Annotated in this window: 20 protein-coding genes; 4 read left to right on the top strand and 16 right to left on the bottom strand. The window is 64.4% G+C overall.

Going from position 1 to position 20,680, the window contains the following annotated elements; genetic code table 11:
* Nucleotides 1–55 precede the first annotated feature (55 nt).
* Both badI and OKW52_RS22575 read right to left on the bottom strand, forming a co-directional pair.
* On the bottom strand, nt 56–838 hold the full coding sequence (gene badI / locus OKW52_RS22580; RefSeq protein WP_264507846.1) for a 2-ketocyclohexanecarboxyl-CoA hydrolase: 783 nt from the start codon (nt 836–838) through the stop codon (nt 56–58).
* A 4-nt stretch (nt 839–842) separates the two neighbouring features.
* Nucleotides 843–1,610, bottom strand: a complete 768-nt coding sequence (locus tag OKW52_RS22575) for an SDR family NAD(P)-dependent oxidoreductase (protein ID WP_264507845.1) — start codon at nt 1,608–1,610, stop codon at nt 843–845.
* Nucleotides 1,611–1,826: 216 nt separating this feature from the next.
* On the opposite strand from OKW52_RS22575, the gene OKW52_RS22570 reads away from it, so the two are divergent.
* Nucleotides 1,827–2,321 carry a MarR family winged helix-turn-helix transcriptional regulator gene (locus tag OKW52_RS22570; protein ID WP_264507844.1) on the top strand — a complete coding sequence of 165 codons (495 nt, stop codon included), beginning with the start codon at nt 1,827–1,829 and terminating at the stop codon, nt 2,319–2,321.
* Between the two features lie 21 nt (nt 2,322–2,342).
* Here the strand turns inward: OKW52_RS22570 and OKW52_RS22565 are convergent, their stop codons facing one another.
* Both OKW52_RS22565 and OKW52_RS22560 read right to left on the bottom strand, forming a co-directional pair.
* Nucleotides 2,343–3,092 carry an SDR family NAD(P)-dependent oxidoreductase gene (locus tag OKW52_RS22565; RefSeq protein ID WP_264507843.1) on the bottom strand — a complete coding sequence of 250 codons (750 nt, stop codon included), beginning with the start codon at nt 3,090–3,092 and terminating at the stop codon, nt 2,343–2,345.
* Nucleotide 3,093: 1 nt separating this feature from the next.
* Nucleotides 3,094–4,767, bottom strand: a complete 1,674-nt coding sequence (locus tag OKW52_RS22560; RefSeq protein ID WP_264507842.1) for an FAD-dependent oxidoreductase — start codon at nt 4,765–4,767, stop codon at nt 3,094–3,096.
* Nucleotides 4,768–4,953: 186 nt separating this feature from the next.
* Between OKW52_RS22560 and OKW52_RS22555 the strand changes: the two genes are divergently transcribed.
* Nucleotides 4,954–5,802: a helix-turn-helix domain-containing protein gene (locus OKW52_RS22555; protein WP_264507841.1), complete on the top strand. Its 849-nt coding sequence runs from the start codon at nt 4,954–4,956 to the stop codon at nt 5,800–5,802.
* Between the two features lie 52 nt (nt 5,803–5,854).
* Entirely contained in the window at nt 5,855–6,412 is a 558-nt protein-coding gene (locus tag OKW52_RS22550) for an NIPSNAP family protein (protein ID WP_264507840.1), read from the top strand.
* On the opposite strand, the gene OKW52_RS22545 is transcribed toward OKW52_RS22550, so the two are convergent.
* From OKW52_RS22545 to OKW52_RS22495, 11 genes are all read right to left on the bottom strand, one after another.
* Nucleotides 6,405–7,166 (bottom strand): SDR family oxidoreductase, encoded by a 762-nt coding sequence (locus OKW52_RS22545; protein ID WP_264507839.1) that lies wholly within the window; start codon nt 7,164–7,166, stop codon nt 6,405–6,407. The two genes, OKW52_RS22550 and OKW52_RS22545, sit on opposite strands and share 8 nt — an antisense overlap.
* A gap of 1 nt (nt 7,167) precedes the next feature.
* Nucleotides 7,168–8,466: a TRAP transporter large permease gene (locus tag OKW52_RS22540; protein WP_264507838.1), complete on the bottom strand. Its 1,299-nt coding sequence runs from the start codon at nt 8,464–8,466 to the stop codon at nt 7,168–7,170.
* A gap of 4 nt (nt 8,467–8,470) precedes the next feature.
* A complete protein-coding gene (locus tag OKW52_RS22535) occupies nt 8,471–9,031 on the bottom strand; it encodes a TRAP transporter small permease subunit (RefSeq protein WP_264507837.1) in 561 nt (186 codons plus the stop codon).
* A gap of 57 nt (nt 9,032–9,088) precedes the next feature.
* Nucleotides 9,089–10,147 carry a type 2 periplasmic-binding domain-containing protein gene (locus OKW52_RS22530; RefSeq protein WP_264507836.1) on the bottom strand — a complete coding sequence of 353 codons (1,059 nt, stop codon included), beginning with the start codon at nt 10,145–10,147 and terminating at the stop codon, nt 9,089–9,091.
* Between the two features lie 54 nt (nt 10,148–10,201).
* The gene (locus OKW52_RS22525) at nt 10,202–10,978 is read right to left on the bottom strand and encodes an enoyl-CoA hydratase-related protein (RefSeq protein ID WP_264507835.1); all 777 of its coding nucleotides are present in this window, start codon (nt 10,976–10,978) and stop codon (nt 10,202–10,204) included.
* A 330-nt stretch (nt 10,979–11,308) separates the two neighbouring features.
* Nucleotides 11,309–11,578, bottom strand: a complete 270-nt coding sequence (locus tag OKW52_RS22520) for a hypothetical protein (RefSeq protein WP_264507834.1) — start codon at nt 11,576–11,578, stop codon at nt 11,309–11,311.
* A 303-nt stretch (nt 11,579–11,881) separates the two neighbouring features.
* Complete coding sequence (locus tag OKW52_RS22515) at nt 11,882–12,937, bottom strand: ABC transporter ATP-binding protein (RefSeq protein WP_264507833.1); 1,056 nt, start codon at nt 12,935–12,937, stop codon at nt 11,882–11,884.
* On the bottom strand, nt 12,937–14,664 hold the full coding sequence (locus OKW52_RS22510) for an ABC transporter permease (RefSeq protein WP_264507832.1): 1,728 nt from the start codon (nt 14,662–14,664) through the stop codon (nt 12,937–12,939). The genes OKW52_RS22515 and OKW52_RS22510 overlap by 1 nt, the downstream gene beginning before the upstream one ends.
* 59 nt (nt 14,665–14,723) lie before the next feature.
* Nucleotides 14,724–15,761 (bottom strand): ABC transporter substrate-binding protein, encoded by a 1,038-nt coding sequence (locus OKW52_RS22505; RefSeq protein WP_264507831.1) that lies wholly within the window; start codon nt 15,759–15,761, stop codon nt 14,724–14,726.
* Between the two features lie 92 nt (nt 15,762–15,853).
* The gene (locus OKW52_RS22500; RefSeq protein WP_264507830.1) at nt 15,854–16,825 is read right to left on the bottom strand and encodes an NAD(P)/FAD-dependent oxidoreductase; all 972 of its coding nucleotides are present in this window, start codon (nt 16,823–16,825) and stop codon (nt 15,854–15,856) included.
* Entirely contained in the window at nt 16,794–18,461 is a 1,668-nt protein-coding gene (locus OKW52_RS22495; protein ID WP_264507829.1) for a UGSC family (seleno)protein, read from the bottom strand. The genes OKW52_RS22500 and OKW52_RS22495 overlap by 32 nt, the downstream gene beginning before the upstream one ends.
* A 108-nt stretch (nt 18,462–18,569) precedes the next feature.
* Here OKW52_RS22495 and OKW52_RS22490 point away from each other — a divergent pair, with 108 nt between their 5' ends.
* Nucleotides 18,570–19,499 (top strand): LysR family transcriptional regulator, encoded by a 930-nt coding sequence (locus tag OKW52_RS22490; protein ID WP_264507828.1) that lies wholly within the window; start codon nt 18,570–18,572, stop codon nt 19,497–19,499.
* Between the two features lie 278 nt (nt 19,500–19,777).
* On the opposite strand, the gene OKW52_RS22485 is transcribed toward OKW52_RS22490, so the two are convergent.
* Nucleotides 19,778–20,671: a LysR family transcriptional regulator gene (locus tag OKW52_RS22485; protein WP_264507827.1), complete on the bottom strand. Its 894-nt coding sequence runs from the start codon at nt 20,669–20,671 to the stop codon at nt 19,778–19,780.
* Nucleotides 20,672–20,680 lie beyond the last annotated feature (9 nt).

The following is a 20,680-nucleotide window of genomic DNA, read 5'->3' as shown; positions in this document are numbered from 1 at the left end:
CTCCCAACCCCAGAACCAGAAAATGGCGGGCACCTCAGCGCCCGCCGCCATCGCGTCAGCGGTTGAACTTGCGGAAGTCCGGCTTGCGCTTTTCCTTGAAGGCGATGCCGCCTTCTTTGGACTCGTCGGTGTCGTAATAGAGTGACAATCCCAGCATCCCCAGTCCTGCAATGCCGCGCTGATGCTCGGTGTCCATGTTGAAGCTGCGTTTGGCCAGAGCGATGGCGGTCGGCGACTTCGCCATGATCTCGGCGCACCATGTCTCGACCTCGGCGTCGAGTTGATCATCGGGCACAACCGTGTTCACCAACCCCATGGCCAGCGCTTCCTGTGCCGTGTAGCGGCGGCACAGATACCAGATCTCGCGCGCTTTCTTCTCGCCGACGACGCGGGCCAGAAACGCGGTGCCATAGCCCGGATCGACCGACCCTACCTTGGGGCCGACCTGCCCGAACTGCGCGCTCTCGGCGGCAAGGGTGAAATCGCAGATCGTGCACAGCACGTTGCCGCCGCCAATGGCGAAGCCGCGGACCTTGGCGATCACTGGCTTGGGCACGTCGCGGATGATCGTGTGCAGGTCTTCCATTGGCAGGCCGATGGTGCCGCGCCCGTCGTACTGGCCTTCGTGCGCAGATTGATCGCCGCCGGTGCAAAAGGCCTTCTCGCCCGCGCCGGTGAGCACGATCACGCCAATCGACTTGTCCCAGCCCGCCTTGTTGAACGCGTGGATCAGCTCTTCGCAGGTCTGGCCGCGAAAGGCGTTGTACTTGTCGGGGCGGTTGATGGTGATGGTGGCCGTGCCGTCCTTCACCGAATAGAGAATGTCCTGATAGTCCATGATCTTACCCGTGCATGGTCAGGCCGCCGGAGACCGAAATCACCTGACCCGTAATGAAGGAAGCCTCGTCCGAGGCGAAGAAGGCAATGATGCCGGGCAGATCCTCGGGCTTGCCCAGCCGCCCCAGCGGCACGGCGCGGGTAAAGGCCTCGCGCAGCTTTTCCTTGTTGCCGGCGCTGTCCATGAAATTTTCCAGCATGCCGGTTTCGGTCACGCCGGGACAGACGCAGTTGAAGGTGATGCCATGGCGCGAATGCTCGCGTGCCAGCGTCTTGGAAAAGGCGACAACCCCGGCCTTGCAGGCGGCGTAAACGCTTTCGCCCGACGAGCCGACGCGCGCGGCATCCGACGCGATCGACACGACCCGGCCGGCTTTGCGTTCGACCATTCTGGACAGCACCGGATGGGTGATGTTCAGCACGCCCCGCAGGTTGTTGTCGATGATCTTGGACCAGAAATCCGGGCCGGATTTCAGGAAGGGGACGAAGATATCCCAACCCGCGTTGTTCACCAGCACGTCAATCGGACCGAAATCGGCTTCGATCTGGTCAACGGCAGTCTGGCACGCGGCCAGATCCGTGAGATCGAAACCCAGCGCCAGAGCCGCGCCGCCCGAGTCCCGGATCTGGGCGGCAACAGCCTCGGCGGCTACCGCGTTGATATCGGCAACCACAACCTTCGCGCCGTCTTCGGCGAAGCGCAGGCAGGTGGCCGAACCGATGCCCCCGCCACCGCCGGTTACGACAACCACTTTACCTTTCAGACCTTTCAAGGCGATCTCTCCTTCTGCTGTGGGAATGAACGCGCAGGACCGTATCCGCGCCTCTTGCGCGGAAAGCCGGTCGCACCAACGCGAATCCCTCCCAGTCTTCAAGAGCAATGGTTAGAGGGGCTCTAATTTTATGTCAACTACTTTACATATTTTCCGACCCATGATCGCGCGGGACCACTGCTTGACGCCGCAATGCAACGGGGCGATAGTAGGAAAATGAAGCAAGACATTGACCAATCCGGAACATTGACGGCGGATCTGTCGAACCGGCTGGCGTTTCGCCTGTATCAATGCGCCAACCAGCTCAACAAGACCGGCACCCGGTGGCTGGATCGCCACGATGTCACCACCCAGCAATGGGCTGTGCTGGGCGCTCTGGTGCGTGAACGCTGGGTCAACGGAATTGCGGTGCGCGATCTGGCCAAGCTGCTGATGGTCAGCCGACAGAACCTCACCGGCGTGCTGTCGCGGCTCGACGCGCGGGGGTGGATCGAGCGGGTCGTGGACGTGAACGACAACCGCTCACGGCTGATCAAGCTGACGCCGGTCGGCTGGCAGCGGTGGGCTGACATGCAAGGCGACATTGCCGCCTTTTATGCGGAATCGATGGGGAACCTGTCGAACAACGACATGATCCACATGCTGCATTATCTGGACATCCTGCGCGAAAACTTCCGCGCCATAGACGACGCTCAGGGCGGCGAGGATTGACCCGCCTCCCGCCGTCGCGCCCTAGCGCGCGTAACCGGGGCGCGGCACCAGCCCCATCAGGGCCTGTGACAGCCCGCCATCCACCACGATTTCCTGCCCGGTGACATAGCCCGCGCGCGGCGAGGCGAGGAAGAGCACCGCGTCGGCCATGTCGGCGGGCGTGCCGATGCGACGCAGCGGCACCACGGATTCGCGGCGGGATTTCACCTCGGGATCGTCGTAAAACCGCTGCGACAGCGGGGTCAGCACCAGTCCCGGGCTGACCACATTCGAGCGGATCGCCTCGGGCCCCAGTTCGACGGCCAGTTGCCGCGACAGCATCGCCATCGCCGCCTTGCCGGGACTGTACGCACCGGAGAACGGCTGCGGATTGCTGGCCGAGATCGAGGCGACATGCACCAGAGCACCACCGCCCCGCGCCCGCATCTGCGGGACCAGCGCCTGCACCATCCGCAGCGCGCCGGTCAGGTTGATGTCCAGCATGGCCGACCAGTCTGCGATACTGACATCCTCCAGCCCGCCGGGTTTCAGGATGCCCGCATTGTTGACAAGGATGTCGGCCCCGCCCCGCTGCGCGATGATCGCGGCGGCGGACAGGACGGCGGCGGGATCGCCCAGATCGCAGGCGATGCTGCCGGGGTCATCCGCACTGCGATCCACCGGGATGGCGACGGCGCCCGCTGCCCGGAACGCCTGCACGCAAGCCCGCCCGATCCCGCCGGAGCCGCCGGTGATCACCGCCACCTTGCCCGCAAGTCCCAACCAGTCCATGTCAGACCACCCCCGCCAGATGCCGCCCGGTGACATAGCCAAAGGTCATCGCTGGTCCCAGCGTGATCCCCGCGCCGGGATAATTGCCGCCCATCACCGACGCGCGGTCATTGCCCACCGCGAACAGGCCGGGGATCGGCTGGCCCGCCATGTCCAACACCTGCCCCTTGGGCGTGCATGCCAATCCGTCGAAGGTTCCCAGATCCCCCATCAACAGCTTCACCGCGTAGAACGGCCCCTGCCGGATCGGTGCGACACAGGGGTTGGGGCCGTGCTCGGGGTCGGCAAGATAGCGGTTGAACGCGGTCGAGCCGCGCTGGAATTCCGGGTCTTCGCCTCGCTCGGCCCCGGCGTTGAAGCGGCGGACCGTTGCTTCGAACTCCTCGCCCTTGATGCCACAGGCACGCGCCAGTTCAGCCAGAGTACGCCCCGATTTCAGATAGCCGTTGCGCAGGAAGCGACCGATCGGCATCGGCGCGGGTTTCACAAAGCCCAGCCCGTATGTGCGCAGCGCCTCGCGGTCGGCAATCAGCCAGCAGGCGGCTTCCGCCTCACCCTCGCAGGCCGCGATCATCGCCGCGCCGACGTCGTGGTAGCTGTTGCTTTCATTGGTAAACCGCTTGCCGTTCGGCAGGACGGCGATCACGCCGGGTTTGTAGCGGTCGATGAGATGCGGGAAGGCTGCGCGTTTTCCGCCGCCGACCGGCACCGCCGACACCGGAATCCAGGCTGCGGTCGCGGGCAGGCGCGTGTCGAACCGGGCGCCGATTTGCTGCGCCAGCGTGATGCCGTCGCCGGTGTTCGCCTCGGGCACGGGGGACAGATGGTCGCCGCCCTGCCGTAGATGCGGATAGGCCTGCCGGATGCGCGCCACGTCCTGCGCGAAACCGCCCGCCGCCAGCACGACGCCGCGTCGCGCGGTCACCGTTACCGGGCCTTGCGGCGTGCTGATCTCGGCCCCGGTCACGCCCCCGGGGCCGTGCAGCAGGCGCAGCGCGGGGGTGTCGGTGTGGATCTCGATCCCCAGATCGAAGCAGCTTTTGGCCAGCCGTGCGGCCAGCGCATTGCCCGAGGTCACGGTGACCCCGCGCCCGTAGCGCCCCAGCTCGACCATATGCGCGGCAAGGCGTTTTGCGACGTAAAAGAAGGACTTGGCGGATTTCGTCGCGTTGAAGAAGTGTTTGATATCCGCATTCGACGAGTTGAACATCATCCCCATGAACGTGATCGTTTTCAGCGGTGGCCGCAGTCGCTTGAGATTGTCACCCAGCACCGAGGCATCGAACGGCGCGGCCAGCACCGAGCGCCCGACCTTTGCGCCGCCGGGCGCGTCGGGGTGGTAATCGGGGTACAGGGTGGGGACGAATTTCATCGCCGTTTCGCGCTCGAAAAACGCCATCATCCGGGGGCCTTCGTCGAGGAAAAGCTCGACCGCTTCCTCGTCATAGAAATTGCCGGTCTCCGATTTCAGGTAGGTCCGCGCGGCCTCGCGTCCGCTGGCATCCGCGGGGTTCCCCGGGATCCACAGCACGCCGCCGGAAAACGCCGTGGTCCCGCCAAAGACCGGGGCCTTTTCGATCACCATGACCTTCAGCCCCAGCTTGGCCGCCGTGATGGCTGTCGCCATTCCCCCGGCACCCGCGCCCACCACCAGAACATCGCAATCGCGCTGCATATCCTCTCCCTCCGAAGCCATCTTCGGTCAAGGAACACCACGATCTGTCCAACGACAGAATGGACGCTGATCTGCATTTATTGCACGATACGCAGGCGACGTGAGGGAGGCGACAAACCGATGGACTGGACAGGGACTGGCATACCGAGTTGTTTTCTCTACGGAGAATCCGCACCCGACGTCGAGATGGATTTCCTGCATATCGAGCGGATCCCCGAACGCAGCGGCCGCCACGATTGGACGATTCCGCCGCATGTGCATCCTGACCACATCCAGATTCTGCTGGTCGATAACGGCGGCGGCACCCTGCGGGTCGAGGGGGAGGACTACACCGTTCCCCCCGGCTCGCTGGTCGTGGTTCCGGCGGGGCTGGTGCATGAATTCCTGTTCGTGCCGCGCACCGATGGGGCCGTGATCAATGCCGCCGTGCCCTTCATCGCCCGCCTCACCCAGGACGTGGCCGATCTGGCCGCCGCGCTGACCCAGCCTGCCGTCTACGCGCTGGTTACCCCGCCCGGTGCCATGGATCACGCCGCGTCGCTGTTTCATGGCCTGCAGGAGGAATACGTCCAGTCCGTGCCTGGCCGTGTCCGTGCGATAGAGGGCTATCTGCATTTGATCCTGATCACCGCCATGCGCCGCCACCGCGCCGCACAGCCCGACATGCGCCCCCTCGCGCAGGACCGCGAGTATGTCTTGCTCTGTCGCTACCGCAATGCGCTTGAGCAGAATTTCCGGCACGAGAAATCCATGGAGTTCTACGCCGCCGATCTGGGCGTCACCGTCCAGCGGCTGACGCAAGCGTGCCGCGCGCGGACCGGGCGAACCGCGTCAGAACTGCTGTACGAGCGGCTGGTTGTCGAGGCCAAGCGCCACCTTGTCTATATGGCGCGCACCGTGGCTGAAGTGGGGTACGAGCTGGGGTTTGAAGACCCGGCCTATTTCAGCCGCTTCTTCTCGCGCCGGGTCGGCATGGCACCGGGCGAGTACCGCCGCAGCCGGCACGCGGAAAAAGCACAAGAATTCACCGCTTGAATCCATGTCCCGGCCGACCGCGCTGCGCAGTATGGCGCGGCAGGAGGGGCCAATGATTTTCGAATGGCGCAGCTATGATCTGAGTGTGGGCAAGGCGTTGGACTACCTCGCCCTGTTCAGCCGCGAGGGCGTTCAACACGCCACCCGTCATCTGCCCTTGGGCGGCTACTGGCTGGCGGAAAGCGGGTCGCTGAACCGTATTCACCATCTGTGGATCTACGGGTCTTTGGCCGAGCGTGACACCTGCCGGGCAGGCCTTGGCGGCGAGGCGGGTTGGACACAGGGTTTCATGCCGCGCGGCTTTCCCCTGATCGAACGGCAGGAAAACCGGCTGATGCGCTTGCAGCGCGGATCGGCGGCGCTGGAGGCCGTCGTCGCTGCCCGCCGCGCACCGCATGCGGCGCTGGAGCCGGGCGCACCGCTTTTTGCGCCGGGGTTCATGACCCTGACCTTTGGTGCCGCGCCCGATGAGGCGCTGGCGGTCTGGAGCGTCGCGCACGGCGACACCCCCGGCGCGCTTGTGGCCCTCAGCCCCGGGACGCCCGTTGCACCGCCGGGCGCAACCGCGCATCACCTGCTCCGCTCGCTGAGCGTTTCACCGCTCAGCTAGCGTCCCCAGGTGCGCCAAACGCCATCCACCCGGCATCGACCGTCAGCGTGGCCCCGGTGATCGCCGAGGCCGCAGGCGAGCACAGGAAAGCCACCGCCGCGGCGATCTCGGACGGCTCGATCAACCGGCCCATCGGGCAACGCCGCTCAATCGCTGCGACGTCGAGCAACCCGTCCTCAATCAGCTTTGCCACCAGTTCGGTGCGCACATAGCCCGGCGCCACCGCGTTGACGCGGATGCCCTGCGCCGCCCATTCGCACGCCAGCGACCGGGTCAGCGCCACGATCCCGGCCTTGGCCGCACCGTAGCCATTGCGCCGCGCCAGCCCGGTGAGCGCGGCGATTGACGCCATGTTGACCATTGCGCCGCCCTGACCGTGATCTGTCATCGCCCGCGCGGCCGCGCGCGCGACCAGAAAGGCGCCGGTCAGGTTGACGTCCAGCATCTTGCGGAAATGCGCGCCGGTCTGGTCAAGCGTCGGCAGGTTCACGTCGCCGATTCCAGCGTTGTTCACCAGCACGCGGATCGGTCCCAGCGCCGCGCCGACCTGCTGCACCGCCGCCGCGACCGCCTGTTCATCGGTGACATCGCAGGCCAGTCCGAGATGCTCTGGCCCCAACGCCACGGCTCGTTCAATCGCCTTGCCGCCGTTCAGATCCAGCAGCGCAACGCGGTGTCCGGCGGCGGCGAGGGCCTGCGCGCAGGCCCAGCCGATCCCGTCCGCTCCGCCGGTGATAATCGCACAATGGGTCATGTCAGTTCATCAGATTGGGAAGCAGCAGGATCAGGTCGGGGAAGGCCACGATCACGCCGATGATGACGATTTCCCCCAGCAGGAACGGTGCAACGCCCTTGAACACGCTCTCCAGCGGGATATCGGGCCGGATGCCGTTCACCACGTAGCAATTCAACCCCACCGGCGGCGTCACCACACCGACCTCGATCAGTTTGACCAGCAGGATGCCGAACCAGACCGGATCATACCCCAGCGCGACAATGGACGGGAACACCACCGGAAGGGTGAGCAGCATCATGCCCAGCCCGTCCAGAATCATCCCCAGCAGCAGGTACATCACGATGATCCCGCCCAGGATCACCCAGCGCGGCACGTCCAGATCGGTGATGCCTTCGGAAACCGACGCGGGCAGGCCGGTAAAGGCGAGGAACCGCACGAAGACCATGACGCCCCAGATCACCATGAAGATCATGGCGGTGGTCTGAACCGTGTCCAGCAATCCGTGCCCGAACTCGCGCAGCTTCATCCGTTTGCGCATCGCCATCAGCAGGATGATCGCCGTCGCCACCCCTGCCGATTCCGTGGGGGTCATCCAGCCCATGTAGATGCCCACAAGGATCACGCCAACGACCGAGAACACACCCGCCACCTGCGGCAGCGCGCGGATCTTTTCCATCATCGGCACTGCCGGTTCGATCGGGGCCAGACCGGGACGCAGTTTGACGACGATGGTGATCACCGCAAGGTAAACCACGATCGACAGGACGCCCGGCAGGAACCCCGCCAGCAGCAGTTGTGCGACCGAGGTTTCAACGATGATGCCGTAGATCACCAGCAAGGCCGAGGGCGGGATCAGAGCGGCCAGCGTGCCCCCGACAGCCACCACCCCGGCCGAAAAGGCCAGATCGTAGCCGCGCTTTTCCATCTCGGGCAGGGCAAGGCGGGTGAAGACCGCGGTCGAGGCGGTCGAGGCGCCAGAGACCGCCGCGAAACCGGCGCTGGCGAAAATTGTCGCCGTGGCCAGCCCGCCCGGTGCGCGACCGACCCATTTGCGGGCAGCGTCATAGGCCGACGTGGTGATGCCCGCATGCATTGCCAGAAAACCGATGGCCACGAACAGTGGCAAAACGCTGAGCGAATAACTGGCCGAATTGGCGAAAGGGATCATCCCGGCCAGCCCCTCGCCGACGGCAGGGTTGCGGATATAGCTGATGCCGATGATCCCGACAAAGGCCGACGCAAAGGCGACTGGAACGCCCAGCAGGACCAACAGGACCAGCGCGCCGATGCCCAGATAGCCGATCGTAACAGGGTCCATGGCGTCAGCCCTTTCCAGTTGCGGCGGCTGAAGGCCGCTCGATGCCGAACACCCGCGAGGCCGAGCGCGGCAGCGCCAGCAGGCGCAGGGCCTCGATTAGTTGCAAATGCAGCCGGGCCAGCAACAGCGCCAGTGACACGGTGACAAAGCTGATGCCGATCCAGGTGGGGATGTGGATCTCGGCGGTGTCGGCACCGCTGCGCCAGGCGCGTTGCAGGAAGCCGTTCGAGCCCTGCATCAGCACCCAGACAGACCACGCGGCGATGGTGTAGGTCAGCGCTTCGAGCAGCCAGCGCGGCCGGTCGGACAGACGCCCCGTCAGGATCGTCATGCGCACATTGCCCAGCCTGGATTGCGTGTAGGGGATGCCCCCAGCCGCAGCGATGGCCATCATCTGTGACACGATGTCGATGCTGCCCCGGATCGGATGATGCAGCGCCGAGCGCCCCACAACCTCGGCGCAGACGACGACCATCAGGCCCATCACCACAATCCCGGCGGCCAGCGCGAAGACGCGCTCGACCTGCCCAAGGGCCTTGTGGATTACCTCGATCAGTCCTTGCATGCTTTCCCCATTGGATGAGCCCGGCGGGCGGTGTCCGCCCGCCGGCAAGTGTGCGGCTTATTGCGCCGTGGCGGCTGCGGCCGAGGTCAGGATGAGGTCCAGAAGCTCTTGCCCCGGATAGCCGCGGCTATCCATGTCAGCGACCCATGCCTGCCAGCTGGGCGTGACCGCCGCTTCAAGCGCGCTGCGCACGTCATCCGGCATCGGCACCCGCACAAGACCGCGCGCTTCGAAATCGGCCTCGTTGGTGGCGTCCACCTCGGAATAGGCCTCGATCTGGTGGGCATAGGCGGCGGGGATCGCCTCGTCGATCAGGTCGCGGTATTGCTGTGGCAGCGCGGCATAGGCGTCAGCATTCGCCGCCAGCGCACAATGCACCGTACCCAGATTCCAGCTATCGGTGACCCAGGTGGACAGTTCCTGCAGCGAATAGGCGGTGAAAGCGTAGGTGTAGGGATAGACGATCGCATCCAGCGCGCCGCGCTCCATCGAGCTGTAAAGATCCGGGGCCGGAATCGTCGTTGACACCGCGCCAAGCGCCTGCATCAGCGCGGCATGCCCGCCCGAGGCGTTGATCCGCAAGCCCTGCCACGCCGCCAGATCCATCGGCGGCTCGCCGCGGCCCATGACTTCGTAGTTGGGCATCAGCACCGACATCACCGGCACCGCATTCCATGTCGCCCATTCCGCCGCCACCGCCGGGTGACGCAGGTATTCGGCATAGGTGCGGTACTGACTTTCCAGCGTCGGCAGCGGCAGCAGGGCAAGGTTCAACCCGGTCGAGACCGGAAGCTTGCCGGGATGATAGAACGAGCAGACCGTCGCCATCTCGAAGGCACCGATCTGGATGCCGTCGATGTTCTCGGTGGGGTCCGACAGCACGCCGCCATATTGCAGCGACAGCTGGAAGTTACCGTCAGTCTTTTCGGCCAGATAGGCTGCCAGCGCCTCGACCCCTTCGGTAAACCCGCGGCGGTTGCCCCAGAGCGAGACCTCCCAGGTGATCGCCGGGCCCTCGACTTCGGCAGCCATGGCGGGTGCCGCGACAGTAAGGGGCAGGCTGCTCAGGATCAGCGATCCCAGCGCAAGTGGTGTGGTCAGTAAACGCATCGTCATGTTTCTCCTCCCAGGACGGTGTTGTTTTCGTGCGGTTCGCGGGGCCCGTTCGCCTCAGCGGTTGGTGAAAACGGGCGGGCGCTTTTCGGTAAAGGCGGTCATGCCCTCGCGCCGGTCGTCGGTGGCGAAGGTCGCGTAAAGCAGGCGGCGCTCCAGATAGATGCCTTCGGACAGATGCGTCTCATGCGCGTGGTTCACGGCCTCTTTGGCCAGCATCATGATCGGGCGAGACCGGGCAGCGAGCTGCCGTGCAAGCGCCAGCGCCTCGCCGAAATAACTGTCGGCTGGCGCCACGCGGCTGACGACGCCGCGCGCCAGCGCTTCGGGCGCATGCATCACGCGCCCAGACAGGATCATATCCATCGCCACGGCCTTGCCGACGATCCGCGTCAGCCGTTGCGTGCCGCCTGCGCCGGGGATCACCCCGACGGCAGATTCCGGCAGGCTGAAGCGCGCGGTTTCCGAGGCAATGACGATGTCGCACATCAGCGCGATCTCGCAGCCACCACCCGCCGCGTGACCCGACACCGCCGCGATGATCGGCTTTCGGCAGGTGGCCGGTCGCTCCCAGCTGCGGGTGATGAGCTGTTCGGCGTAGACGTCCGAAAACGTCTTGTCCTGCAGCTCCTTGATGTCTGCCCCGGCGGCAAAGGCCCGCGCATTGCCGGTCAGCACAATCGCCCCGATCGCGTCGTCTTCCTCAAACGCGGTCAGCGCGGCCGACATCTCGGTCGTCATCACCAGATTGAGCGCGTTCAGCGACTGAGGGCGATTGAGCCGGACAATGCCGACCGGACCGTCCGTCTCGGTCACGATAGAGGTCCAGCTCACAGGCCCTCACCCCTTCTTGTCAGCACGCGAACGCGGCGCGCGTTTCGTGCTGGAAACGGGGGTAATGCGATCAGCGATGGACAAGCCATCGGCAATGCGGGCCGCCAAAACGGTCGCCTTCATGAGTGTCTCCTCCCACCTGAAAACTATGTAAACATATTAACATAGTTTCAGCAAGCTCTGTGTGAAAGCCACTTCACTGAGCCGACGCAATCCAGCTACCCTACTGCATAATTTAGGAATAATCTGTGCATCTAGCGTGGCATCTCTTGCACTCTAAGCGCAAAATGCGGCGCGGCACTTTACGGACTAACGACAATATATTGCCCTTTAGTCACGGCAGGCGGCAGTGCCGGATCGCGCCTTGCGCCGCAGCCCGTTCGTGAGATGGCTGCGCGACGGTGTCGGCCAAGCGATGCAGACTTGCGGGGTGTTGGGCGACTCGTTTCCGGCCTGCAGGCGCTCGACAAGGCCGATGCGGCCCGAGCAGATATCGGCGGCGTGTTCCTCGGCGCGGTTCTGCGACACCAGTCTGGCCCGGATGGGAGACGAGATGTGCCGGATCTCGCTGGCCGCGCTGCCGGTGCTGATCAGCAGCATCCTTGCCCCGGCACGAAGCACTTTCGGCAAGAGCCACGCGAAAGTCGCGGTCGAGGCACGTGATTCCAATCAGGCGCGGGCGTCGGTAGCGGGCCTGATTCAGCCACGGCCTTTTGCATGAACAGACGTGTCCTGCGCACGCAGCAACGCCCTTGCGTGCAACAGGGGCTCGGTCGCTGTCTTTTGCAGGGCGTTGCCGTCAGCGTGGTCTCGAAGGCGGCGCGAGAACCGCCCTCCCGACATGCCCAACACAGCGCGCCAATGCTGCGTTCAGACCTGACGATGCAATGGTCACCGCTTCGGTCAGTGGATCTGCACGATCTGATCCTGCGAGGCCGTCGCCCAGACATCGTCGCCCAGTTGATAGATCTGGTGCGGGCGCGCGACGATGCGCAGCTCGAGCCCGCTGTCGGTGCGAAACACGTAATCCCAGGTCTCACCCAGAAATGCCCGTGCGCTGATCTTGCCGCGCAGCTTGAACAGATCGTCGGTGACCGGTTCGGTCGCGCTCAGATGCAGCGATTGCGGACGGATCGAGATGAAGACCTCGGGTTCGGTCCCGGTAAACAGCGACAGCGGCAGCGCAAAGCCGGTGAAGTCGACCTGTCCCGCCCGCCGCGTGCCGGTTATCTGATTGGTCCGCCCGATGAACCCGGCGACAAAGCGCGTCGTGGGGCGGGTGTAGATCTCATAGGGCGTGTCGATCTGCTCGACCTTGCCATGGTTGATCACCGCGATCCGGTCCGATGTGACCATCGCCTCGCTCTGATCATGCGTGACATAGACCGAGGTGATGCGGAATTCATCGTGGATGCGCTTGATCTCGAACCGCATATCCTCGCGCAGCGAGGCATCGAGGTTCGACAGCGGCTCGTCCAGCAGCAGCAGTTTCGGGCGGATCACCAGCGCCCGCGCCAGCGCCACGCGCTGCTGCTGGCCGCCTGACAGCTCGGACGGATAGCGGTCGGCCAGATGGCTCAGGCGCACGGCTTCCAGCATCTCGCCGGCGCGGCGGCGCACATCGGCCTTGTCCATCTTGCGCAGTTTCAGACCAAAGGCGACGTTCTCCAGCACCGTCATGTTCGGCCAGATCGCATAGCTTTGAAAGATCATCGACATGCCGCGCTTTTCCGGCGGGACCGACCCGCGCGGCGACGATACCTCGACCCCGTCCAGCAGGATCGAGCCCGAGGTCGGCGCGAGGAACCCGGCGATCATCCGCAGTGTCGTGGTCTTGCCGCAGCCCGACGGACCCAGCAGCGACAGAAACTCGCCCGGTTGCAGCGTGATGTTGACATCCTTGACCGCGTCGACGTTACCGAAACGGCGACCGAGATCCTTCAGGACCAGACCTTGCATCAGGTTCTCCTCAGCATGAAATCACGTCCGAGCAGCTTGACGCCGATCAGCACAATGGCGGCAATGATCAGCAGCAACACGCTGCCAAGCGCCGCAAGACGTTCGAAAGTGCCTTCCTCGCTCATATCCAGCAGCACCACGGATACGACGCGGGTATGCGGACCGACGAGGAACACGGCGGTGGACAGCTCTTGCGCGGCGGGCACGAACATCAGGATCCAGCCCGAAGCCAGCGTACGCTTGAGCAGGGGGGCTACGACCTTGCGGATCGCCGTGAACTGCCCGCCGCCAAGGATGCGCACGGCCTCTTCCATTTCAGGGTTGATGGCACGCACACCATTGGTGCTGGTGGTATAGGCGATGGGCAGAAAGCGCGTCGTGAAGGCCAGCACCAGAATGATGTAGGTGCCATACAGCCCCACCGGCGGCAGCGCATAGACGGCATAGAACCCGATCGCCAGCACGATGCCCGGAATGACGAAGGGCGACATGCACAAGAAGGCAAGCACACCGCCGTAAGGCAGCAATCTACGCTGCACGATATACGAGATCGACAGGGCCAGCGAGATCGCCAGCGTGGCCGCAGCAGCGCCTGTGCCAACGCTGGTCAAGAGCGCCTTTTGCGAACTGGAATGCTCGAACAGGACATAGTGGAAATGCTCCAGCGTGAAATTGTCGATGCTGAACCCGTCCACCCAGGAATGACTGAACGCGGCCATCAGCAGCACCAGAAGCGGCATCGCCACGGACAGGAGCACGACCAGCATCGCATAGGCAAAGACCGCCCATTTCCAGCGGCCCAGATCAATGATCCGGCGCTCACCGCCCTTGCCGCCAACGGCGGTGTATCCCTTGCGGCCCAGCACGCGGCGCTGCAGCAGCAACAGGCCGATGGTGATGCCCAGCAACGGGATGGAATAGGCGGCAGCGACCTCGATGCGGATGGGGAAGGAAAAGAACTCGGCCAGCTGGATCACCACCACCGGATACCGCGCCGGGATCGAGATCAGCGCGGGCACGCCGTAAAGCGCAATTGACACCAGAAAGGTCAGCAGCGCGCTGCCCAGGATCGTCGGCATCGCCATCGGCAGGGTGATCTTGAAGGCGGTGGTGAAGGGACCGGCACCCAGGATATTGGCGGCGTCCTCCATCTCCGAGGACAGCAGCTCGAACGCGGCGCTGACCAGAATGAAGATGGTAAAGAACGTGCTGACGCCCATTACCAGCACCAGACCGCCGAACGAAAAGATATTGACCAAGGGGTCACCCAGCCCGGTCAGCGCGGTCCAGGCCTGATTGATGAACCCGGCATTCGGCCCGGCGAGCAGGATCCAGCCCACCCCGGTCAGATAGGGCGGCATCAGGAACGCGCCGAACAGCGCGATCCGCACAAGGGTGCGTCCGGGCATATTGGTACGCGTGCAGGCCCAGGCAGTCGGCACCGCCAGCAAAACGGCCAGCACCGTGGTGCACAGCCCCATGATCAGCGTGTTCCACAGCGCCTGCACATGGCGCGCGCGCCCGTATGCGGCAACGTAATTGTCGAAGGTAAAGCCGCCGCTGCCCGCTGCGGTAAAGCTTTTGATCACCAGCATGGCGATAGGGGCCACAACCAGCAGCGCCAGCGCCAGTGCAAGGCCCAGCCAGACCAGCCGGACGGGTTGCAGCACCGAAAGCCGGTTACTGAAGGACCGCTGGTGTGTCACGGTTTGGGGATCGGTCGTCATGGGGACTCCGCTGTGCTGATGGTGTCGGCCGACCCCGACAGGGCCGGCCGAGAGCGGGCTCAGATGCCGAAGATGTCGCGGAACATTTCGGCGACGTCTTGCTGGTTGGCCAGCGATTCAGCCACCGACACGGTCAGCACGCTGACCTGATTAAGGTCTGGTGTGCCCTCAGGCGTGGCCACATCGGTGCGCAGCGGGTTGCGGCCCATGGACGCCAGCCATTCCGAGAACTCGGTCGAGGCAAGGAACTCGGCGAACAGGCGCGCGCTGTTGGGGTTGGGCGATCCGGCCAGCACCCCGGCGGCGCTTGGCGGCAGGAACATGCCTTCGTCCGGCACGACCAGATCGACGGGCTTACCGTCGCGCATCGCATCACGCCCCAGCGCCAGCGAGGTCACGGTGAGCGAACGCTCGCCGGTGGTGACCATCGTGTAGCCATCGGCAATCGAGCGGCCGATCTGCGGCTCGTTCGCTGCCAGCCCCTCGAAGAACGCGCGCCCATACAGGCGGTCCATCGCAATCGCCCATTGCCCGGCGCTGCCCGAGAAACCGGGGTGCGCAATGGCAATCTGGTCCCTCCAGCGCGGGTCTGTAAGGTCGTTCCAGCTGTGCGGCACTTCGTCGGCGCCAACCAGATCGGTGTTATAGACAAAGCCGAAAGGCGACACCCCAGAGACGAAATAATAGCCGTCCGAGTCGTTGAGTGCGGCCAGCGACGGCTGCATGCCTGACAGGTTGTCGGGCATGTATTGCGCAAGCCCGCTCAAGGCCTTGAACTCTTCAAAGTCGGAGACGCTGTTGGTGCTGACGATGTCGCCCTGCACCGCGCCCGCCTGAATTTCCTGCACCACGCGCTGCAGCGTGCTGCTGCCATTGGCGCGGACCGGATAGCAGGCGATGCCCTCGAACCGGGTCGAGAACCGCGCGCAAACCTCTTCGGCCTGCTCGGTGGTCAGCTGCGACGTGTACCAGGTCACGCCATTCTCGGACTGCGCCGCCGCATAGAGCGTGCTTTCCGTCTCTGTCATTTCCGTAGCCTGCGCCAGCGACGCGGGCAGGATCATGGTGGTGATCACCAGAGCCTTGAGAGTCTTCATGGGTGTTCTCCTCCTCATGGGTGCGGCGCATGTCCGCGATCTGCTGCCGGCACGAAACCGGGCAGCACGGCTGGGGCCCGTACGTGTTTCTCCTACCCCGCCGTTTTCCTCTGGTGCAGCCCGTCCAGTGCCGAACGGGCTGCGCGCTGGCCGTCGGTGACGGCCTCGCTTAGCATGCCGATGCTGCCAACCCGCAGATCGCCCGCAGCATAGAGCGCGGGTGCTGTCGTCTGCAGTGTCGCTGTAACCATCAGCCGCCCGGCTGCATCCCGGTCGGCGATCCCCTCCAGAAACGCCGTATTGGGTTGTAGTCCGGTGTAGACAAAGAGCCCGTTGGCGCTTTGCGTCTGTTCGGTGCCTTGGGCGGCGTTGTGCAGGGTGACGCCGGTCATCCCGGTCTCGTCGCCCAACACCGCCGTGACGGTGGTGTTCCAGAGCACCTCGATCGTGTCACAGGCGGTGATCCGTTCGGCCTGGCCTTGAGTGGCGTCAAAGCCGGTGCCGCGATGGACCAGCAAGACCCGACCGACCACCGGGGCCAGCACCAGCGCTTCATCGAGCGCGGAATCTCCGCCCCCGGCGACGACCACGGTCTGGTTGCGAAAGAACCCGCCATCGCAAGACGCGCAATGCGACACGCCGCGCCCGGTGTAAGCCTCCTCACCCGGTACGCCCAAGGGTTTGCGGGTCGAACCGCAGGCGATGATCACCGCATCTGCGGTATGATCGCCCTCGCTGGTCGCCACGCGCCAGAATTCGCCGTCACGGGTCAGCCCGGTGACCTCGGCCAGCGCGAGGGCTGCGCCGGCGTCTTCGGCGTCTTCTTGCAGCATCGGGCCCAGTTCGAACCCGCCGATCTCATCCTGACCGGGGAAATTCACGATGCGGTCGATGGTGGACACCTGTCCGCCTGCGCTCAACCGCTCGATCACCAGCACGCGCGCGCGCGCCTCGGCGGCGACGCGCGCCGCTGTAAGTCCGGCGGTTCCGGCACCGATGACGATGATATCGTGATCCGCCTGCGTCATGGGTTCAGCGCCACGCGTCGATGCTGAGCGTGTCATGGCGCGTGACGCTCATGATCTGCCAATAGCCGTTGGTTTCCCCGCCGGTGACGACCACATTGATCCGCTCTTTCAGGAATTTGTGGATCAGCTCGTCCGGCGCGGCCTTGAGCCGTGTCGCCAGCGGTTCCTCGCCAAATGTCGCGCGCGGATAGACATAGTTCTGCACCAGCTGCAGATCCCAGTATTCCCCGGCGGGAACCTTGGCGAGATCGTGGATAAAGTCGATCAGCGCCGCCTTGTCGGCGAACCCGCCCCGGTCAACAAATTGCTGCGCGCAGATCGGGTCCAGCACCAGACAGGGCGCGGTGATCGCTTCGGTGCCGCGCAGCATGTCGGCGACGTGCTCGCGCCAATGCTTTTCGCGCAGGCCCAGAGAATGCGTCACCGCCCGCAAGCCCGAGAAAATGCTGACCGTGCTGTCTTCCGCCTTGAAGCCATGCTGCACATGCAACGGCTCCCAGGGGCTGCGCTCTTCGTTTTCGGCGAAGGTCAGGCCTGAATAGGAATAGGCGCTGCCCATCGTGCCCATATAGGTCTGATCGGGGGTCGAGCCGCCCTGCAGGTTCTGCGACAACAGGCTGTAGGCGCGGCCAATGGTGGCATTGGCGTGGTTATAGGGGCCCATCGCGCCGATGCCGAAATTCATGCCGATCTCATGCCGGATCGGGCCGTTCACCACAACCATCGTCGCGACCGACGACGAGGATGAGCGGCGCGAGGAAAACTCGGACGCGGCCAGCGCCAGGATCACCGGGAAATACTCGGGCCGTGCGCCCGCCATCACCGCGTTGATCGCGACCTTCTCGACGGTATAGCTCCACGCGCCCCGGTTCGGGGTGGGTTGCATGCGTCCGATCACCTCGTCACGCGCGCGGCTGGTGCCCGCCAGCATCTGCTCGACACGCGCCTCGGTCGGCAGCACGATGGGCAGGAAATCGGTCCACAGGTTCTGCTGGTAGAGCGCGTGCAGGTCATCTTCGCTGTCCGCCCAGACCAGCCGCTCGCGCGGGGTCGCGGGGTCGCTGTCCCTGGTGACCGGGGGCAGGCTGGTGGTCAGCGCCTCGACGATCTCCTGCATGACTGCGCCCCCGCGCACCGGATCCGTGCCATGCACATAGGCGCGCAGCTCGGCCTCGGTCTTGCCCATCACGGGTTGCGGTACAAACACCAGCGGCGCTTGCGGCAGACCGGCCATCTTGGTGACCGAGCGCACGACGCGGTCGAATTTCTCGGTATGCACGGCGACGGTTGGTACGCCGTATTTCGTCTCGAGTGTGATCGCATGGGTCGACACCGCAGGCGCGCAGGTGCTGCAATGACCGACGCCGATGATCGCGGCATCCCCTTTGTCGCGGATCTCTTCCCACAGCGCGGGGTCGTCCTTGGCATAGGTGCTGGCCAGCTGCCTGATCTCGACGGTGACACCGGGCATGACCTCGGAGAACCAGATCTTGATCTGCTTGAGCAATTCGAGGGAATCGTCGAACCGGCTGTCCACCAGATAGACAGTCTTGCCCTCCAGCGTGGAAAGCCGGGGCGCGGCCGTCTTGCCAACCACAACCGGGGGAAAACCTGTCGGGTCCAGCGCCGCAACGCGGGTTTTTGTCTGGGCACTCTGCAGATCGCGGGTCATGGCTGACGGTCTCCCCCTAACAGTCAGCAGACCCTAGCCTTGCCTGTGAGGGATAAAAATTACATAGTTTCGACAGGATGTGTCTAAAAAATAGAAAGCTTGCGCCCGATGGACATCAGACAGTTGCGCTACTTTCAGGCAATCTATGACAACGGCTCGCTTCTGGCGGCCTCGGCGCGGGTGAATATCGCCACGACCGCGCTGAGCTATCACCTGACGCGTCTTGAGACCGAGCTGGCCACGCCGCTATTCATCCGCAAACCCCGGGGCATGAGCCCCACTGCCGCCGGAGAGCGGCTTTACCAGCACGCCACGTCCATCTTGCGCTCCATCGACGTTGCGGTGGCCGATATCCGCGAGGGGGGCAAGGAAATCTCAGGCACGGTGCGCGTCGGCATGGCCTATTCGGCGGTCAAGGCGATCGGGGTGCAGTTGGCAAAACGGATGATGGCCGACCATCCCCGTGTCCAGCTGAGCCTGAATGAAAGTCTGTCTGGCGCGACGCTGGCCTTCCTCATGCGCTCTGAGGTCGACATGGCGCTGGTCTATAACCCGCCGACCGACGCAAGGCTCAAGTCCAGCCCCTTGCTCAGTGAGCGGATGGGCTGCGTCGGCGCGCCGGAGCTACTGGGCAACGCCGAGGTGCCGATCACAGTCGAGGAAATGATGTCCCTGCCGATCATCATGATGCAGCAGGGCGTCTCGTCAGGGCCGATCCTGGACGAAGTCGCGTTGCTCAAGCGCATTGAAAGCAGCGCAGTGCTGAAGATGAATTCGGTTCAGGCCATATCCGGCGCGCTGCGCGAGCGGCTGGGCTGCACCATCGGCACCAAGCTTTCGGTCAGTGAAGCGATCGCAAATGGAACCCTGACCTACCGGCCCATCATCGAGCCGTCGCTGTCGCGCACGCTCTATCTTTGCGAGCTTGCGGATCGGCCGCAGACCTATGTGCAGGAGGTAGTTCGCGCGTTGCTGATCGAGTTGGTAAGCAACGGCGTGACCTCGGGCCGCTGGGATGCCACGCTGATCGGTGCGTGAGTGCGCAGGTCAAGTACACGCAAATGAGCAGACGACCTGACGCCGATGCACGAGAACCCGCCCTGGGATTGTTGGGTTATTGGGCCCTTCGGGCAGGGTCAGGGCCTTTAGAAGCCAGGATCCAAAGGGGTTTCTTGTGCCGTGATCCGTTTCTTCTCGCACCACCCCGGCGCAATAGCGACGGCTGCGTCTGTGGCGCGAAGGGGGCTGCGGAACCGATCGGGTTTGCAAAGCGCAGGACAGGTCCCGGTGATGGGAACTGCGCGCGGGCAGTCGGTTTACCTGTCCTGCCACCGCTCCATCATCATGGTGTAAAAGCGCTCGGCTGAGGGTGACAGTGTCGAGCCGACACGCCGGACCAGACCCACGGTGCGTGTCACCACCGGGTCCTTCAGTGGACGGCTTGCAATCGTCGGATGGTCGCCCGTCGGTAGGGACATGCGCGGTAGGGCTGCGATACCCAGCCCGGCCTCGACAAGGCCCAGCGACGTCGACAGGTGCTGGACCTCGTAGAACCACTTTGGCCGTATCCCGGCCCGCCCAAGGCCAAGGTCGATGATAAGCCGGTTACCGCTGGAGCGCCCGACGGTGATGAAGCGATGCTCTGCCAGATCGCTCCAGGTCACCGATGCCCGTTTTGCAAGCTCATGGTCGGTGCGGCACGCCAGCATGAACGGCTCTTCGACCAGCGGCGCGAACAGGACATCGGGATCGTCAGCGCCAAGGAGGGTGATGCCGAAATCGACTTCGCGGTTCAGAACGCTCTGCAGCACCTCATTCGCGCCATCATCGACGATGCGTATGCGGATGGCGGGATAGGCCGTGTTGAAGGCGCGCACCACGTCGGGGAGAAAGTAATAAGCCGCAGTCGGAATGCAGGCGATGCTGACCAGACCTGACCGGCGTTCGGCGATTTCACGAACCGACAGCAGCGATGTCTCGAAATCGTCGAGAAGCCGCCGCGCGCGCCCCAGAAAATCGCGTCCGACCGCCGTCAGCTCGACCCGCCTCGTGGTCCGTTCGAGCAATGTCACGCCCAAAGCCTGCTCAAGCTTCTGGATGCGCCGGGTCAGGGCAGGCTGCGACAGATGGATGCTCTCGGCTGCCGTTCCGAAATTGCGCATCTCGGCGGTGGCGACAAAGGCGCGGAGGTCTTCGAGATCTATATTCATGTGTCTAGC

This window comes from Pararhodobacter zhoushanensis, assembly GCF_025949695.1.
Lineage (GTDB): Bacteria > Pseudomonadota > Alphaproteobacteria > Rhodobacterales > Rhodobacteraceae > Pararhodobacter > Pararhodobacter zhoushanensis_A.
Note: the sequence above shows the minus strand (reverse complement) of the source record. Positions and strands in the feature narration are given on the sequence as shown.